This window comes from Nocardia arthritidis, assembly GCF_011801145.1.
Classification (GTDB): Bacteria; Actinomycetota; Actinomycetes; order Mycobacteriales; family Mycobacteriaceae; genus Nocardia; species Nocardia arthritidis_A.
This window is the reverse complement of record NZ_CP046172.1, coordinates 2447886-2464579: the sequence shown is the minus strand read 5'-3', so window position 1 is coordinate 2464579 and position 16694 is coordinate 2447886. Positions and strand designations below refer to the sequence as shown.

General features: G+C 66.7%; 16 protein-coding genes. 8 read left to right on the top strand and 8 right to left on the bottom strand.

What is annotated here, in order from left to right:
• Positions 1 to 16 precede the first annotated feature (16 nt).
• Genes F5544_RS10860 through F5544_RS10845 form a run of 4 tightly spaced genes read right to left on the bottom strand, consistent with a single transcriptional unit; the run spans position 17 to position 4528 of the window.
• The gene (locus F5544_RS10860; RefSeq protein WP_167473068.1) at positions 17 to 1657 is read right to left on the bottom strand and encodes an FAD-dependent monooxygenase; all 1641 of its coding nucleotides are present in this window, start codon (positions 1655 to 1657) and stop codon (positions 17 to 19) included.
• Between the two features lie 39 nt (positions 1658 to 1696).
• On the bottom strand, positions 1697 to 1996 hold the full coding sequence (locus F5544_RS10855; RefSeq protein ID WP_167473067.1) for an antibiotic biosynthesis monooxygenase family protein: 300 nt from the start codon (positions 1994 to 1996) through the stop codon (positions 1697 to 1699).
• A gap of 26 nt (positions 1997 to 2022) precedes the next feature.
• Positions 2023 to 3582 (bottom strand): class I adenylate-forming enzyme family protein, encoded by a 1560-nt coding sequence (locus F5544_RS10850; protein ID WP_167473066.1) that lies wholly within the window; start codon positions 3580 to 3582, stop codon positions 2023 to 2025.
• Positions 3575 to 4528: an aromatase/cyclase gene (locus tag F5544_RS10845; RefSeq protein WP_275107023.1), complete on the bottom strand. Its 954-nt coding sequence runs from the start codon at positions 4526 to 4528 to the stop codon at positions 3575 to 3577. Before F5544_RS10845 ends, F5544_RS10850 begins: the two co-directional genes overlap by 8 nt.
• Positions 4529 to 4739: 211 nt before the next feature.
• On the opposite strand from F5544_RS10845, the gene F5544_RS10840 reads away from it, so the two are divergent.
• Positions 4740 to 5243, top strand: a complete 504-nt coding sequence (locus F5544_RS10840) for a nuclear transport factor 2 family protein (protein WP_203217529.1) — start codon at positions 4740 to 4742, stop codon at positions 5241 to 5243.
• On the opposite strand, the gene F5544_RS10835 is transcribed toward F5544_RS10840, so the two are convergent.
• Positions 5188 to 6222 (bottom strand): ketoacyl-ACP synthase III family protein, encoded by a 1035-nt coding sequence (locus tag F5544_RS10835; protein WP_167473063.1) that lies wholly within the window; start codon positions 6220 to 6222, stop codon positions 5188 to 5190. The two genes, F5544_RS10840 and F5544_RS10835, sit on opposite strands and share 56 nt — an antisense overlap.
• A gap of 175 nt (positions 6223 to 6397) precedes the next feature.
• Between F5544_RS10835 and F5544_RS10830 the strand changes: the two genes are divergently transcribed.
• The 5 genes from F5544_RS10830 to F5544_RS47035 all read left to right on the top strand — a co-directional run bounded on the left by F5544_RS10830 (position 6398) and on the right by F5544_RS47035 (position 9779).
• A complete protein-coding gene (locus tag F5544_RS10830) occupies positions 6398 to 7387 on the top strand; it encodes an acyltransferase domain-containing protein (RefSeq protein ID WP_167479108.1) in 990 nt (329 codons plus the stop codon).
• A 159-nt stretch (positions 7388 to 7546) separates the two neighbouring features.
• Entirely contained in the window at positions 7547 to 9115 is a 1569-nt protein-coding gene (locus tag F5544_RS10825; protein WP_167473062.1) for an acyl-CoA carboxylase subunit beta, read from the top strand.
• A 20-nt stretch (positions 9116 to 9135) separates the two neighbouring features.
• A complete protein-coding gene (locus F5544_RS10820) occupies positions 9136 to 9357 on the top strand; it encodes a hypothetical protein (RefSeq protein WP_167473061.1) in 222 nt (73 codons plus the stop codon).
• On the top strand, positions 9357 to 9614 hold the full coding sequence (locus F5544_RS10815) for a hypothetical protein (protein WP_167473060.1): 258 nt from the start codon (positions 9357 to 9359) through the stop codon (positions 9612 to 9614). Before F5544_RS10820 ends, F5544_RS10815 begins: the two co-directional genes overlap by 1 nt.
• 39 nt (positions 9615 to 9653) lie before the next feature.
• Complete coding sequence (locus F5544_RS47035) at positions 9654 to 9779, top strand: hypothetical protein (RefSeq protein WP_275107022.1); 126 nt, start codon at positions 9654 to 9656, stop codon at positions 9777 to 9779.
• A 121-nt stretch (positions 9780 to 9900) separates the two neighbouring features.
• Here the strand turns inward: F5544_RS47035 and asnB are convergent, their stop codons facing one another.
• From asnB to F5544_RS10800, 3 genes are all read right to left on the bottom strand, one after another.
• On the bottom strand, positions 9901 to 11736 hold the full coding sequence (gene asnB / locus F5544_RS10810; RefSeq protein WP_167473059.1) for an asparagine synthase (glutamine-hydrolyzing): 1836 nt from the start codon (positions 11734 to 11736) through the stop codon (positions 9901 to 9903).
• Between the two features lie 103 nt (positions 11737 to 11839).
• Positions 11840 to 12541, bottom strand: a complete 702-nt coding sequence (locus tag F5544_RS10805) for a response regulator (protein ID WP_167473058.1) — start codon at positions 12539 to 12541, stop codon at positions 11840 to 11842.
• A gap of 31 nt (positions 12542 to 12572) precedes the next feature.
• Positions 12573 to 13787, bottom strand: a complete 1215-nt coding sequence (locus F5544_RS10800; protein ID WP_167473057.1) for a sensor histidine kinase — start codon at positions 13785 to 13787, stop codon at positions 12573 to 12575.
• A gap of 288 nt (positions 13788 to 14075) precedes the next feature.
• Here F5544_RS10800 and F5544_RS10795 point away from each other — a divergent pair, with 288 nt between their 5' ends.
• Together F5544_RS10795 and F5544_RS10790 are read left to right on the top strand one after the other, a co-directional pair.
• Positions 14076 to 15884, top strand: a complete 1809-nt coding sequence (locus F5544_RS10795) for a WXG100 family type VII secretion target (protein WP_167473056.1) — start codon at positions 14076 to 14078, stop codon at positions 15882 to 15884.
• The gene (locus F5544_RS10790; RefSeq protein WP_167473055.1) at positions 15881 to 16675 is read left to right on the top strand and encodes an ESX secretion-associated protein EspG; all 795 of its coding nucleotides are present in this window, start codon (positions 15881 to 15883) and stop codon (positions 16673 to 16675) included. Before F5544_RS10795 ends, F5544_RS10790 begins: the two co-directional genes overlap by 4 nt.
• Positions 16676 to 16694: the final 19 nt, after the last annotated feature.

Sequence of the window (16694 nt, the reverse complement as noted above, 5' to 3'; positions counted from 1 at the left end):
CTCTCGAATTCCGCCGTCAACGCCCGGCGCCCGGCCGGGAAAGGTGCAAGGGGGCAAAGGCTTCGGCCAGCACCGTGCGGTCGAGCGCATCGCCGCGCGCGGACAGGTATCCGTCGGGGCGGACGAGCAGCCAGCCGCCATCGGGCGCCCGCAGCGCGCGACGAAGCCGTCGATACGGATCGACCATCGGATTCACCGCCGCGGATGCGTCGTCCGTGATGATCGTGCGAACCGACAACCAGTCTTTGTGCTGTGCCTCGACCTCGGAAACCAGGTCCGTCACGGCGGGCGAACCCGCCGCGACCAACAGGGACCAACCGGCCCTGCGCAGCTCCTCGACAAGCGCCCGGATGCCTGCGTCCTCCGGGTTTGCGGCCGCGACCTGGCTGAGCCGCTCCCCGGGGGCGGGCCGCACGCCGCTTCGCCGCGCGGGGACCGTCAACGGGCTGTCAGCGTAGGTCAACCGGAGCCCGGAGACGCCGCCGAGAATGCTCCGCTGCAGGCGGAGCCGAATCGGGCGCACCGTGCGCACCACGCCGAACACCACCGGCAGCGCGGAGCTCGCGAGCCTGTTCTTCAACTGCACCAGGAATGTGGCGCGTTTCGTCGAATGCAGGAGCGCACGGCCGACGGGGACCCGCTCCACGCTGTAGCTGTCGAGCAGCCGCTCCCCGGAGTATCCCTGCTCGACCATGGCGATCTTCCATGCGAGGTTGACCGCCTCCTGGACCCCGGTGTTCAACCCCTGACCAGACGCCGGGCTGTGCACGTGCGCGGCATCGCCCGCGACGAAGCAGCGCCCCCGCCGCATCTGTTCGATCATGCGCTGCTGGAACGTGAATACCGATGTCCACGTGGGTGTTTCCACCACAGTGGTGCGGCCGATCCCGGCGCTGAACTTGCGGCTGAATCGTGCGGCGACCACATCCGGATCGGTGCCATCGCCCACTTCGGCGGTGTCCAGCATCCGCCACCGACCGGGCTCGCGCATCGGCGCCATCATCAAGGTCTGCTCGCCGGTGTCGATCCAATAGATGCTGTCGCGCGGCAGCTCGGTGCGCACCTGCGCGTCGGCGATCAGCCAGGTCTCGCTGCTCTCACCGATCAGCGGCAAACCGAGGAGCTTGCGCACCCTGCTGTGGCCACCGTCGCATCCGACCAGCCACGGCGTGGTGAACCGCTCCTCGGAACCGTCGGCGTGCACCAGCACGGCTCGGACGACGGCGTCGTCCTGCTCGAAATCCTGTAGCCGGACACCCCATTCGACCGTGACGCCGCGGGAGTGGAGCGCCTCGCGCAGCACCGTCTCGACGGAGACCTGGTCGATGGCGAGGGTGAAAGGGAAACGAGTCGGCATGGTGGAGTAGTCGGCGCCGAGGCGGGCCAGCCGCTTACCCTTGCGAAATAGCGTGAAGGCCTGAATCTTCTGGCCGCGGGCCAGCATTGCGTCCACCACGCCCATCTGGTCGTAGGTCTCCAGACTTCTGGGATGAGTGGCGATCGCGCGGCTGGTCGTCGCGGGACCGGAGGCGGCGTCGATCAGCCGCACGTCCAGCCCGTGGCGTACGAGTTCGTGCGTCAGTGTGAGACCGACCGGCCCCGCACCGACAACGAGTATCCGCGGCGGACCCGGCCGTTCGCCGGAAGTGATGCTCATATGTTGTCTCCGATGCAATCGCACGGCCACGTCGGCGGATCAGTCCTGGCCGGCTTCGCCCTCCCGCACGAGCTCGTACATATCGGGATCCACCGTCGCGATCGCACCCAGCGGCTCGACGCGGCTGCGGAAGCCCGCGCTCTGGACGGCCTGGCGATGGGAGTCGGCATCGGTCCAGTGGGCGATCTCCACGTAGACGTTCGCCCGGCGGATCGAACGCAGCAGCTGGTAGCGCAGGTACCCGGGTTGCTGGCGCATATAGGCCGTCAGGTTCTCCGTGACCGCCTCGAATTCCGCGGGGTCGCCGGTCACCGTCAGCGTGTTGACGAGGGTCACCATGATGATCTCCTTCTCGAGTGGAACAACTATTCGGTCCGGCCTCGGGCGAGTAAGCGGTCCCGGAGCACCCGGCGCTGGATCTTGCCGATCGGCGAGCGCGGGATCACTTCAGCCAGTTCCATGTGATGAATGCATTGGTAGTAGGGCACTTTGGCGTTGACGAAGTTGGTGATCTCGGCCAAGTCCGCCGCGGCGGGGTCGTGTGGGACCACGAACGCATAGGCGACCGCCCCGCTGAACCGGTGCGGGTAGTCGACGACAACGCAGTCGCGGACCGCCGGATGCGCCGCGAGCACCCGCTCTATCTCCGCGGGCGAAACCAGTTCGTTGTCGCATTTGAAGACGTCTTTGATCCGGTCGACGAGAAAGAGCCTGCCGTTGGCGTCCTGATAGCCGACATCGCCGGTGGACAGCCAACCGTCCGCGTCGATCGGCGACGGCTCGTCCGGCTGAAGGTAGCCGAGCATCACCTGCGGACCGCGGACCTGGACCTCACCTTTGGCGCCCGCGGGAAGCGGATCCCGGGTTTCGATATGGACGATCCGGCATTCGGTATCGCGGACCGGGGGCCCGACCGAGCCCGGTGTCGGTGCGTCGAGACGGTCGCAGTGGGTCAGCGGAGCGGCCTCGGCCAGCCCGTATCCCTGGATCACCGGGATGCCGAACTGTGCGGACAGCACCGAGGCCACGTCGACCGACAGCGCCGAACCACCGGAATGGATACCGCGCAGCGAACCCGCGTGCAGGCCTGACAGACGCGGATCCGCCGCGAGGCGGGCAAGCCGCACCGGCAGACCGTAGTAGTTCCCGGCCCGGTTGGCCACGGCCGCGTCGATCGATGCGACGGGATCGGGATCGCGGCACAGGACCTGGCAGGCGCCCGCGTAGATCGCGGAGTTCAGGTGCATCAGGTGGTAGGCGGGCAGATGGTTGAATGTCACGGAGTCGCCGGTCAACTCGTGCGCCTCGGCCACCTGAACCGCGTTCACGACCAGATTCCGGTGCGACAGCAATACCGCCTTCGGCATACCCGTTGTGCCGCTGGTGAATTGGATGCACGCCACCGACGTTGTCGCCTGCGGCAGCGGCGGGACGACACGGGCCTGCCCGTCCAACAGGTCCGCGAGCGCCGATGTGCCATCGGGCGCCGGACCGTCCAGGACGATCAGTGCCCGCAGTCGCGGCAGCCGGTGACGCATCGGTTCGATGCGCTGGTAAAGGGCCGTCGTCACGAAGGCCGCACTGACCCCGGCCGTGACGAACATATGCTCCAGCGCGGACTCGCGGAGTAACGGGTTGATCGTGACGATCACGTTGTTGCTGCGCGAAACCGCGTTGAACACGATGGCGAAGCTCGGATCGAGGACAACGGGAACCCCCACCGCCGAACCGGGCTCGTCCAGCAGTTCGGTGAGCGCGCAGGCGAGCCGGCTCGCCTGCGCGTCCAGTTCGGCGAAGGTGATCTCACCGCGCTCGGTCCGTATCGCGGTCCGATGTGGGCTGCGCTGGGCGGACCTGCGCAGCAGGCCATCGATCGGTTCCTCGGGATAGGAATGGGATATCGGCTCGAACGCCGGCTCAGGCATCGGCGAACTCCTCGGCGAACTCCTTGGCCAGCCGGAGATTTGTCATGCTGTTGGCCGCCAGCACCCGTCGCAGGAACCGCCGGGCGTCCCGCACGGTCGTGCCGGGGCCGAGCAGGTGCAGCGCCTTCGGTTCGATCGTCGCGGTATGCCGGGCGGAGACGATGATCCCTTCCGGTGTCCCGGTGAACTTCCAGTGGCCGGTGTGCGCGCTCAGCAGCGGCGGAACCGCCAGCTGCTTGTAGACGATCTTGTTCGGCGGCAGGCAGATGCGGACGGAGCGGGTCGTGTGGGTGTTCCCGTCGGGTCCGACGGTCTCCATATCGAAGAACTGGATATTCCGAATCTCCTCCGTCAGCACGAGGCTGCGGACGTGCGGAATACGTTCCGGCCACTTGTCCGCCCGGTAGAGGTAGTCGTAGGCGTGTTCGACCGATCCCGCGACGAAAAGCGGATCCTCGAAGGACACCACCAGCTCCGCCAGCTCGGCCCCGCGTTCCGCGGTGTCCTTCAGCGTGTCGAGGTAAGCGAGGGTGTTCGTGCGCGTGGTAGCGGTCAGCCGAGTGACGGTGTCGGCCGACGCCCCCGGCGTCTCGAATTCGTGCCACATGACCACTCGCGTCGAGTCCGGCCCGAGCGGCTCGAACCGCCATCCGCCGCGTGCACCGGACATCGGCGAGGCGGACGATTCGTGCGCGAATTCGATTCGCAGGCCGGCCCGGTCGAAGGTGCGGCGTACCTGCCAGTTGCGCACGGCGTGTTCGCCGGCCATGGACCACTGGTTCACCAAGTCACCGCGGTCGGTGCGGTCCGAGACCTCGGCGTGTATCGCGGGACGGTGGTATTGCGGCCACGCGGCGACATCAAGGACCAAGTCGTAGAGAACTTCCGCCGGGGCATGGGCCGTCATGGCCTCTTCGACGACTTGCGTTACGGAATCGGACACCATATTCCTCCGGTCGTTGGGCGGCGAGCTCCGCTCCAAGGTCCCGATGCTGTTTCGAAGCCCGGTGGAGCCGCGGTCGACGGCCGTCGAAAACGACCACCGCACAGGTTCTTCCGGCCGAACTCGACCACCGTGCGAAGGACATCGGGCACGGTCGTCGGCGACCATCGCGCACACCCGTCCGCGAAAACCCAACGGCAGATTGGTGAATCCTGTGTCCACCGACGTGAACGGCATCGCGTTCGAACGGCTGTACGCCGAAGTCCAGCAGTTCTACGCACAGCACTTCCAACTGCTCGATTCCGGCGCGGCCGAGGAATGGGCGGCCACATTCACCGAAGACGGCGTCTTCGCACCGCCGACCCTGCCGCAGCCGGTGCGCGGCAGGGTCGCGCTGGCCGAAGGCCTGCGCCGAACGATCGCCGAACTCGCGGCGGCGGGCGAGGTACACCGCCACTGGCACGGGATGATCAGCGTGGACCAGGACCAGGACGGTTCGGTGCGGGTCACCTGCTACGCGCTGGTGCTTGCCACGAAACTGGGCGGAGATTCCCGCCTCCACCGGGTCTGCGTCTGCACCGACCGCCTGGTGCGCGAGGCGGGTGCGTTTCGGGTGCTACACCGCTCGGTTACCCGGGACGATCTGGCGGCGCCTGCCGCCTTCACCGCGGCCAGCGCGGCTCTTCCAGGATTTCGATCACCGCAGAAGACCAGCTGAAACCGCTGCCGACACCCATAACCAGCCCACGCGTACCGGCCCGCAATCGGCCGGTCTGCGCGAAATGTTCCAGACCGACGAACTGATCGCACGCGCCGAGGTGCCCGATCGCCCGGCCGCTGCGCCAGTTCGTCCGCTCGATATCGATGCCGAGCGGTCGCAGATAGCTCGACATCAGACGCCTCCGCCCGAAATGCGGTAGCACGAACCAGTCGATTTCGCCGAGTTCGGTTTCGCCCTCGGCCAGCGCCGTTTTCAGCGCTTCCTGCCTGCCGTCGTCGGCGCGGTCGGCGCTGTACTCGAGACCTACCTCGGCGAAGAAGGACCGTTTGTGCGCGCCCAAATCGGTCGGCTGCCGGTAGTCCATCGATGCCGGTCCCCAAGCGCTGCCTTCGCGATGCATGCCCTCCAGGTCGGAATCGGACGACAGCGCCAGACTGCGCAGGCGCGCGAAGCCGCCGCGTCGGGAGAGCACCAAGGCGGCGGCGCCGTCGCCGTATACCGTCCCCGGATCGCTGCGCCAGCGGTCGACCGCGGGCATGTCCCACCGGTCCCCTCCGGTCACCAACGCCGCCGAACGGTCCGGGTCGGCGCCGAGCCACGCCGCGGCCAGCGCCAGCGCCGCCATCCCGCCGTTCGAACTCTGCCGGACCTCCATCGCCGGACACCGATTGCCGACCGCCGACCGTTGCACGTAGGCCGCCGCCGACCACATGGCGTGGCCCTGGAAATTGGCATTCGCGTGCAATACGAGGTCGATGTCGATCGGCTTGCACCGAGCCCGGGCCAATGCGGTCCGCGCGGCTCGGGCGGCCATCTCGGGTGGCGAATCCGCCTCGGACGCCACCGTTACCGCGATGACCCCGGTCGCCTCGGGTGTTCGATGCTCGCAGTGATCGAGCCGGATCGCCTCGGCCGCGCTCATCGTCGGTGGCAGCCAACTGGCCACCGACGCGAGGTATAGATCGTCGTATCTCATCTGGACTCCCATCGCATCGGTTCTGCGCCGGCTCGAAGTGTCATGAGCCGGTTTTGACGACGGGCGGAGTCGCATTGGAGTCCAGAGGCCGTCCACCGCGCCTCGAATCGGGATGGCGACGATTCGGCTGCCGAACAGCGGGCCGGATGGCCCGAGAAAGGGGGCCATCGTGGCCATGACACCTCGGGTGACCCTGATGTTCCCGGGTCAGGGCGCCCAGCACCGCCGAATGGCCGCCGGTTTGTACCGGCACGAACCGGTCTTCACCGAGGTGCTGGACGAGACCCTGGCGGCCTACGGTGACCAGGGTGCGATGCTGCGGGCCCTCTGGCTCAACCCGGATCCGGCGGTGTCCATCGATGCGACGGTTCCCGCGCAGGGCCTGTTGTTCGCGGTCGATTACGCACTCGGGCGCATGGTGCTGAGCTGGGGCGTGCGGCCGGCGGTGCTGCTCGGGCACAGCGTCGGCGAGGTGGTCGCGGCGACCATCGCCGGCGTATTCGATCCGGCGGAAATCTGCGCGTTGCTGGTGGAACGCACGAAACGACTGGCCGATGGCCCGGCGGGCGGCATGCTCGCCGTCGCGGCCACCCCGAGCGAACTGGCCTGTTACCTCGACGACCACATCCAGGTCGGCGCGCACAACGCTCGCCGCCAGACCGTCCTCGCCGGACCGGAGCAGGCCTTGGCCGCTGTACAGAAGCAACTGTGCGCCGACGGTTACGTCTGTCGGCCGATCGCGGCGCAGACCCCATTCCACAGCTCGGCGATCGCCGGCCTGGCCGAGGAAACCGCACTCCTGTTCGCGTCGATTCGGCTGCAACCACCGAAGATCCCGGTGCTCTCGGCCTACACCGGTCACTTTCTCAGCGCCGAAGAAGCCAGGAATCCCGACTACTGGGCGATTCAGCCCGCCGAGCCCGTGCTCTTCTGGCCGACGCTGCAGACCCTGCTGGCCTCCGGGGACCATCTACTCATCGAGGCAGGCCCGTCGCAGGGTCTGTCTACCGCAGTGCGCACCCATCCATCGGTACGTGCCGGTCGAACGACGGTGTTCCCCGTGTTGCCGCCGCGCCAGGGCCGTCCGGAGGCGGATCGGTCCGCCGTGCGGGCGGTGCGGGCCCAGCTGGCGAACCAGGGCCTGCTTACGACTGAACCAGTTTGAAACCGATGCCGCGAACGGCTCTGGCACAACGTGATCGACACCAACCTCAACAGCGTGGCTGGAGCGGCTGCCGCATGTGGCCGCGGTGCGCGCCCTCGGTTTCGCCGAGGAGTGCCTGGCCGGTCGGCAGTTGGCGCGGATCGGCTAGGGAGAGTTGACATGTCACAGCGAAGAACGCTCACCGCGATCGACCGGCTCGGCGAACTGGCCGCCATCAAGGAGACGGTGCGCACCGGCGCCGATCCGGCGGCCACCGAGCGCCAGCACGCCAAGGGCAAGCTGACCGCACGGGAACGGATCGAGCTGCTGCTCGACGATGGTTCATTCACCGAGGTGGAACCGCTGCGACGGCACCGGGCAACGGGTTTCGGCATGGAACGCAACCGCCCGTACACCGACGGCGTCGTCACGGGTTGGGGAACCGTATACGGGCGAACGGTTTTCGTCTACGCGCACGATTTCCGGATATTCGGCGGCGCGCTCGGCGAGGCGCATGCGGAGAAGATCCACAAGATCATGGATTTGGCGCTCAAGGCGGGCGCGCCGCTGGTATCGCTCAACGACGGTGCGGGAGCGCGGATTCAGGAGGGTGTCACCGCGCTCGCGGGCTACGGTGGCATCTTCCGCCGCAATGTCGCAGCCTCCGGGGTGATCCCGCAGATCAGCGTGATGCTCGGACCGTGTGCCGGCGGAGCGGCCTACTCCCCCGCGCTCACCGATTTCGTCTTCATGGTGCGCGATATCGCGCAGATGTTCATCACCGGACCCGATGTGGTGCAGGCGGTTACCGGCGAACGGATCAGCCAGAACGAGCTGGGCGGCGCCGATGCGCACGGCGGCAAGAGCGGTGTCGCGCATTTCGTCTACGACGACGAGCAGAGCTGTCTGGAGGATGTGCGGTATCTGCTCTCGCTGCTGCCGCAGAACAGCGGCGAGCAGCCGCCGACGATGCTGTGCACCGATCCGGCCGACCGGCGCTGTCCGGCGCTCGCGGATATCGTTCCGCCGGACGGGAACCGGCCGTACGATATGCGCCGGGTGCTGGCCGAGTTGGTGGACTACGGCGAGTACTTCGAGGTACACGCTGGCTGGGCGACGAATATCGTTGTCGCCCTTGGCCGGCTCGACGGCGAGCTGGCCGGATTCGTCGCCAATCAGCCGCAGATGCTCGCCGGGGTGCTCGATATCCACGCCAGCGAGAAGGCGGCCCGCTTCGTGCAGATGTGCGACGCGTTCAATATCCCGCTGGTGACCCTGCTGGACGTGCCCGGCTTCCTGCCCGGCGTCGATCAGGAGCACGGCGGCATCATCCGGCACGGCGCGAAACTGTTGTACGCGTACTGCAATGCCACCGTGCCGCGCATTTCGGTGGTGCTGCGCAAGGCATACGGCGGCGCCTATATCGTAATGGATTCGCGCAGTGTCGGAACGGATTTGGCGCTGGCCTGGCCGACCAACGAGATCGCGGTGATGGGCGCGGAGGGTGCGGCCAACGTCATCTTCCGCAAGCGGATCGCGGCGGCGGACGATCCGGCGGCGCTGCGCGAGCAGCTGGTGCGCGACTACACCGACGAGCTGATGCATCCCTACTACGCGGCCGAGCGCGGGCTCGTCGACGACGTCATCGATCCGGCCGACACCAGGTCGGCATTGATCAGGGGTCTGGCGATGCTGCGCACCAAACAGGTCGACCTGCCCGATCGCAAACACGGCAACCCGCCTCAGTAGCAACGAGATTGGAGAGAAGGGTGACTGAGCAGACAGCGGTGGGATTCCGGATCGCCGGTCCGATAGACGATCTGAGCCTGGCCGCGCTGACCGTGGTGCTGCTCGACGGCGCCGCGACCGAGGACCCGCCACGGGTGCGCAGGCCGCGCAGGCGCAGATACGGCCGACGCAGATGGCGGTGCACATCGGGTGCACCCTTCACATTGACCACGAAATCTGTTGTCGAAGTTGGTGTTTCCTGATGAACGGTCTGAGCCAGGACAACACCGATGCCGAGCAGCAGGAAATCGCCTTCAGCCTGTGGGATTTCATCGACGAGCTGATCGCGCAGAAGTTGCGCGCACCGGGTGACGACGTGATCAGCAGGCGCGGATCGAATTGGCGCTGGCCTTCGAAACGATTTTCGGCAGGATTCCCGGGCTGCGGCTCGATATTCCGGCGGGCGAGCTTCGTTTCCGGCACGACGTGCTGGTGTACGGCATGTACGACCTGCCAGTGAAGTGGTGAGCGGCCGTGCGGATCATCGGCGACAAGGCTGTTGGTCCGCTACTACCGGACCGTCGACGACAAGCGGTTCGACCGCGCCATCAGCGTATTCGAATGCCGGGCCGCCCGCACCGAAGAAGGCTGGCGTTTAACGGAATTGGCGGTGCGCACACTGTGACGCTCGGGCGTCGGCCCCGCCAGCGCCGACCTGGCGGCGGTGGAGGGGCACTGGACCTGCCGTCCTCGGCCCCGATGCGTCCACCGCATCGGGGCCGAAACGCATTGTGCCGCTATCTATCTCACAGTCGGAGGTCCGGCTTGTAGAGGTCGAGCCAGACGCCGATGTCGATGGCGCGGTCCAGCGCGCTGCGGGTTCCGACGGCCATTCGGGTCGGGTCCTGTTCGACGGCCTGTTGCAGCCAGTCGCGGTCGAGCATGGCGAGCAGGGGCGAATCCGGCTCGCCCATCAGGTCTTTCACCAGTATTTGCAGATTCGCCGCGTAGCCCGGGTCCTGGGTGGACGGGTAGGGGCTCTTCACCCGCTCCACCACGGATCCGGGCAGTACATGTTTGGCGGCGTGCCGCAGCAGGCTCTTCTCTCTGCCGTCGAAGGTTTTCATCGACCACGGGGTGTTGTACACGTACTCGACGAGCCGGTGGTCGCAGAACGGCACCCGCACCTCGAGTCCGACCGCCATGGACATCCGGTCCTTGCGGTCGAGCAGTTGCCGGACGAATCGGGTCAGATGCAGATGGCAGATGGTGCGCATCCGATGTTCGAGCTCGGATTCGCCATCCAGATGGTCGACCTCCGCGACGGCGGCCGAGTATTGATCGGCGACGTACTCGGTCAGCCGCAGCTTCTCCCGGAACTCCGGATGTAGCAAATCCTGTACGCCCATGACGATTTCGCTGAGCGGCAACCACGGGAAAGTATCGGCCCACATCGCGGTTTCGTCGTGGAACCAGCGATAGCCGCCGAATACCTCGTCGGCCGATTCACCCGAGAGCGCGACCGTCGACTGCTCGCGGATCGACCGGAACAGCAGATACAGCGAGCTGTCCAGATCGCCGAGGCCGAGCGGAATATCCCTGGCGCCGATCACCGTGCGCCGCACCGAAAGATCGGAGAGATCGGCGGGATTCAGCATCACGTCCTGATGCGCGGACTGCACGTACGCGGCGACGTCGCGGACGAACGGCGAATCCGGGGTGTCGCGCATCTCATCGGGGATGAAATTCTTTTCCTGGTCGACGAAATCGACCGAGAAGGTGCGCACCTGTTCGCCGGTGCGCGCGAGCTCGCGCGCCGCCAGACCGGTGATGGCGCTGGAATCCAGCCCGCCGGACAGCAGCACACACCGCGGCACATCCGAAATCAGTTGCCGCTGGACAATATCCGTCAACAGCTCGCGCACCCGGGCCACCGTTTCGGTACGGGTGTCGCGATGTTCGGCCGCGGTCAGCCGCCAGTAGGTGCGCTGGCGAATTCCCTTGCGGTCCACCGTCATCACGGTGCCGGGCAGCAGCTCCGACATACCCTTCCACATCGCCCAGCCTGGGGCCTTCGTGAAGATGAACAGTTCCCGCAGACCATCGAGTTCGACCACCTTGGGCACCAATGGATTCGCCAGGATCGCCTTCGGTTCCGACCCGAAGAGCACACCGTCGGGCGTCGGATAGTAGTAGAAGGGCTTGACCCCCATCCGATCCCGGACCATCACCAGCTTCTCGTGCCGCTGGTCCCAGATGGCGAACGCGTACATCCCGTTGAGCTCGTCGACCATCGCCTCGCCCCACTGCAGATACGCCCGCAGCACCACCTCGGTGTCGCTGTCGGTTCGGAACGTATGCCCCAGTCCCACAAGGCGTTTCCGCAGTTCCTGAAAGTTGTACGCCTCACCCGAGTAGACCAGCGCCACATCGCCGTCCGGTTCGGAAACGCTCATCGGCTGCGTCCCGCCCGGCAGATCGATGATGGCAAGGCGCCGATGACCCAATCCGGCATGCCGTCGCAGGAAGGTACCGCGCCCGTCGGGCCCTCGGCAGGCCATGGTCTCGGTCATCGCGTCGAGGATTTCCCGTTGTCCGGTGAGATCCGAGTCGAACGAAACCCACCCTGTAATCCCACACATCCTGGGACCTCCAGATAGTTAGCTTAGGTAGCTATATGTAATACCGTTGTAACACAACGGGACTCAGGAGACCAGAGGCCAATATCTGCCGGCGCCGGCCCGATCAGGTTGCCGTCGGGCGGTTCTGCGCACCACCGGACGCGGATTTCGGTGTGATCAGGCCGGATTCGTACGCGACGACGACGGCCTGCGCGCGGCTGGTGAGATCGAGCTTGGTCATCACCCGGTTGAGATGCGTCTTGACGGTGCCCTCGCTGATGGTCAAGTGGTTCGCGATGTCGTTGTTGCCCGCGCCGGTACCGACCAACCGGAGCACCTCGAGCTCGCGGGCGGTGAGCGTCCCGAGCCTGCCGTTCGCGGGCAGCGGCGGGATCGCACCTCCCCCACCGAGATACGCCTCGACCAGCCTGCGGGTGACGGTCGGGGCAAAAAGCATATCCCCCTTGGCAATTGTGTGTATCGCCGCCAAAAGGCGTTCCGGCTCGGCCTCCTTGAGGATGAATCCGGACGCACCGGCGCGCAACGCCTCGTAGACGTACTCGTCGAGGTCGAAGGTGGTGAGTATGAGAATCCGCGGCGCCGGATCCCGCTCCGCGAGAATGCGGCGGGTGGCGGTGATTCCGCTGACGCCGGGCATTCGGATATCCATCACGATGACATCCGGCCGCGTGGTGGCGGCAAGGTGCACGGCCTGGTCTCCATCGCCCGCCTCACCCGCGACCGTCAGCCCCGGATCCGCGCGCAGCAGCGCGACCAGACCGGCGCGGATCAGCGGTTGATCGTCGACGACAAGTACGCTGATCATCTCCAGCGTCACTCCTTGCGGCCAGCGGCGGTTACCTGTGCGTCGACGCTACCGGCAAAGGCCAAGGCACGGTGAGGATTACCTGGTAGCCGCCCTCCGGCCGCGGTCCGGCCACCAGCGTCCCGCCGTACAGGCGGGCCCGCTCGTGCATCCCGACCTGACCGTGACTTCCGTTGGCGGCCTTCGTTTCCGCGACGAGCGGGCCCTCGTTTGTTATCGTCACCGTCAGCTGCCGCGAATCACGGTGCACCACAACGCCTGCCCGGCAGGGCCCGGCATGCTTGAGCACATTCGTCAACGCCTCCTGAATGACCCGGTACACCGCGAGTTGCAGGCCCGACGGCAAATCGTCGACCGCGCCGGTGACCGTCAACTCAGCGTCGACGCCGACGCCGCGCACCCGTTCGATCAGCGCGGCCAATCCGGCGAATCCGGGAGCCGGTTCGATTTCCGTCTCCGGCGGCGCGTCACCGGCGCGCAGCAGGTGCAGGATGCGCCGCAGTTCCTCGAGCGTTTCCCGGCTGGTGTCGCCGATGGTCCGCACCGCGGTGCGGGCGGTGGGCGGATCACTGTCGAAGACGTAGCGGGCCACCCCGGCCTGCATGGAGATCACCGAAATATGGTGTGCGACAACGTCGTGCAGTTCGCGAGCGATCTGCATGCGTTCCTTCGCGACCGCATGCTCCACCCGGAGCCGCTGCTCACAGCGCAGCTGTTCGGTCAGCTCGGCCAGCTGCCGGTTGCGCAGGCCCAAGCGCCGCGACACCCCGGCGAGGGTCCAGACCACCCCCGGCGTCGCGGCGGCCTGGGCGGCCGCCACCACCGCGGGCACCGCGACCCATCCGCTGTAGAAGATCACGGCGCCGAACAGCAGCGCGTTCGCCGCCGTCACCGCGGGCCGCGCGACGGCGGCGACGGTGTAGAAGGCCACCAGCGGGGCATAGAAATTGAGGCTCGGGCAATAACCCAGCAGTAAATAGACGACGTACCCCGCGGACGTCATCACCAGGGTCGGCGTCGGGGCCAGCCTGCGCGCCGCGAGCGGCAGGCAGGTGAACGCGCAGATCACGTAGGCCAAAAGGTCGAACGGCCGCCAGCCCGGCTGGGTGTAGCAGGCGCCGACCACGGAAACCGCCGCGAACACGACCAGGGCCACCACCGCGTCGACGACCCGTGGATTGCCGAATCCGGACCGGCGCGGAAACACCCGCCCGCCGAACAGCGGGATACCGGGCCTGATAATCACATCGCTCATCGTATGAGCCCGCACCACAACGCAAATAGGTGTCGGTGTTTCGTACACCGTCTGCCACCGTCGGACTACAACCCAGGTTTACCCCGCGACGCGGATATGACGTGAGTCTTATCCGGATATCCGATGCTGGTTGGACGTGCGCGACGGACCCGCGTAATAGCGTGGAGCGATAGCGATCGGGTCGGGCGATCAGGATATCGACGCAGGAGTGGCAGCACGCGGATACGGACAGTCACACAGCTAATTGCAGGGAATTAGAAGTAATCAGGAGTTGTTCCGATGACTACCAATGCGCAGCCCGAGCCGCCGAGTATCGCGGAAATTCAGAAGAAATGGACCGGATTTCAGCTGCAGGCGCGGCGGGGACAGCTGAAATTCCAGCCGCAGGCGGCCTTGCGGGCGGTACAGGCCACCAATACCGCGCTCGGGTGGGTGCTGGGGGTACAGAAACGGCTCGACGGCATCCGGCTGAAGGATCTCAACGCGCTGACATCGGGTATCGGGCTGGCCGGTCAATTCAATGAGGCGGCCAAGAATCTCGGTGAGGCATTGCGGGCGCACCAAAAGATCCTGGAGCAGATGGCGCATGCCGTCGGGGCCGCCGGAAAGGCGTATCCGGGGACGGATCAATATTCCGCTGTCGCCTTCGATCATTTGAAGCCCGAGGTGCCGCATATCGGCAAGACCCATACCTCGATCGACGACTACCCGGCCGACCATCCGAGCAATCCGCTGCAGCCGTGGGAACACCGGTGGCAGCGCCATAATTGGGCGCCGGCCAAGGGGAAGGACATCAGGCCGCTCGACACCGTCAAAGTATCGGCGGAGCCGCCGCAGCGGCTGGCGTGGCCGCAGCTGCACGCGCTCACCGAGATGGATGCCGCGCCGATCCGGGATGCCGGTGGCGAGTGGCGCGCGATGGCGACGAAACTGGAGCAGGCCTTCGGGAAACTCGCCAAGGATATCGCGGCCGTCGGCGGCGACTGGGAGGGCGCGGGCCATACGAAGCTGAAGGACGCCGTCGACGAATACACCGCGTGCACAAGAACACTCACCCACAGCATGACCCTGATGGGCGAAAACCTGTTGTACGCGGCGGAATGGGTGGATATGACGCGAACGCGGATGCCGCTGCTCCCGCATCCGCCCACTCGGGACTGGAATATGGATCATGCCGAATCCTCGGTCGGCATCAATCCCACCTACGGGGCGCGCCGGACCCACCATATCCCGGGCAATGTTTCCAATGGCGACAAGGTTATTCGGGTCACCGCCGACGGCGAAACGTTCATCGGCAGCCCCGTCAGTGTCGGAAATGCGCTGCTGCAGCACTATCAATGGAATTTCTGGAACTGGTATGTGCGGGGACTGACCGAGACGACCCGCAACGTACCGAAGATTCCACTCCCCAAGCGCACGCACGGGCCCGTCGGCAAGCCGAGGGACGGTGCGCACAATCGGGGCGGCCCGCGATCACGCTGGATCGATCCCGGCGCGGGCGGCAGGCCGAAAGCCATATCCGGTCCACGCCAAGCGCTTCCGCGCAAAGTCCCGCGGACCCATCGGCCGCCCAAATCCGATGCGCCCCAGCCGGATCCCCGGCCTGCCACCCAACCCGGCGAAAAAGCCAGCCCCGCAACGCTATCCGGCGCGGCAGATCCGGCGCTGCAGGCGGCACAGCAGGCATTGCAGAGCGCGCAGCAAGCCGGGCAACTGCGCCCCGCATCGGCAGACCCCATGTCGCCCGGAGTCATGGACGCCGCAAAGGCCGGTCTCGGCGGCCCGGGCAAGATCGGTGGTCCCGGCCCCGGCCCGGGCGGACCGCTCGGCGTAAACGCCCTGCCTGCCCGAGAAGCGGCGCAGGCCAAGCTGTTTCCCCGCGCGACGCTGGCCGCCGGCGGCAGCGGCGGACTCGCCGCCGCCACGCCGATCGCGGGTTCGCCGGGCGCGCCCGGCGCCGCGGGCGCGCCCATGCACGGGGCCGGGCACCACGGCAAGGAACAGACACGACCCAGCTACCTCAATTCCACCAAGCACTTCGACGAGGCACTGGGGCGGACGACGACCGTCGCCCCGGTGTTGGAATGATGAACAACACCTGGAATTTCACCGATATCGAATTCGCCGCCCTCTGGGAACAATTGGCGGAGCAATTCCTCCCCGCGCCGTTCAGCTACCTCACCGAGACCGACTCGTACGACGAACACGAGCGTGAGAAGGCGGCGGCACGGCAGCGGATGCGCGCGACGCTCGACGACGCCTTCGACGGCGTGCTCGAGGCATTGGCCCAACCCGATATCCGGCTGGTGGTCACCGGTTCCGACGCCGACCCGGATAACCCCGCCGGGCTGATCCGGCTGCTGGCCGCGCGGCGCGGCGATCGCGGATATCTGGCGAAACAGCTTCCGGGCAAGACGATTTGGCACAGCGGCGGCTTCGTCGTCACCGAATGCGATCCGCTGCGGCTGGCCGATATCGTCGTCGCCGAATTGCCGCGGACGAATGCGGGCAGGCAGGACCATGTGGTCCTGGTCGAATCGGAGGAGCGCGACGACGACGATTTCGACTACGCGTACGGCCGCTCCAAGGTCAATGCCGACGCCATCGAGAATTCGTTCCGCCGCCGGTCGCTCGCATTCCACAGCACACCCGTCGACAGCGTCGGGTTGATCGAAATCGTGCAGGGCCGTTCGCGTTTCGGCCCGCGCGGGATCACCCGCTATCACCTCGGCTGGCGCGATCTGGTCGGCGACGGCCGCTACGTCACCGTCTTCGACACCCCGCCGGTCGCGGTCGCCGCCGACGGCGGCCGAATGACCGCACTGCTCAACGCCGAGATAATCAAGGTGGTCCGGACGATCCGGGACGAGCGAGCATGAGGGGTCGGCGGCGGAAACG

Coding starts and splice junctions, on each gene's coding strand:
- F5544_RS10835 (WP_167473063.1), bottom strand. CDS start 6,222: ATGAGATACGACGATCTATACCTCGCGTCGGTGGCCAGTTGGCTGCCA.
- F5544_RS10830 (WP_167479108.1), top strand. CDS start 6,398: ATGACACCTCGGGTGACCCTGATGTTCCCGGGTCAGGGCGCCCAGCAC.
- F5544_RS10805 (WP_167473058.1), bottom strand. CDS start 12,541: ATGATCAGCGTACTTGTCGTCGACGATCAACCGCTGATCCGCGCCGGT.
- F5544_RS10845 (WP_275107023.1), bottom strand. CDS start 4,528: ATGGTGTCCGATTCCGTAACGCAAGTCGTCGAAGAGGCCATGACGGCC.
- F5544_RS10790 (WP_167473055.1), top strand. CDS start 15,881: ATGATGAACAACACCTGGAATTTCACCGATATCGAATTCGCCGCCCTC.
- F5544_RS10825 (WP_167473062.1), top strand. CDS start 7,547: ATGTCACAGCGAAGAACGCTCACCGCGATCGACCGGCTCGGCGAACTG.
- F5544_RS10795 (WP_167473056.1), top strand. CDS start 14,076: ATGACTACCAATGCGCAGCCCGAGCCGCCGAGTATCGCGGAAATTCAG.
- F5544_RS10850 (WP_167473066.1), bottom strand. CDS start 3,582: ATGCCTGAGCCGGCGTTCGAGCCGATATCCCATTCCTATCCCGAGGAA.
- F5544_RS10855 (WP_167473067.1), bottom strand. CDS start 1,996: ATGGTGACCCTCGTCAACACGCTGACGGTGACCGGCGACCCCGCGGAA.
- F5544_RS10815 (WP_167473060.1), top strand. CDS start 9,357: ATGAACGGTCTGAGCCAGGACAACACCGATGCCGAGCAGCAGGAAATC.
- asnB (WP_167473059.1), bottom strand. CDS start 11,736: ATGTGTGGGATTACAGGGTGGGTTTCGTTCGACTCGGATCTCACCGGA.
- F5544_RS10860 (WP_167473068.1), bottom strand. CDS start 1,657: ATGAGCATCACTTCCGGCGAACGGCCGGGTCCGCCGCGGATACTCGTT.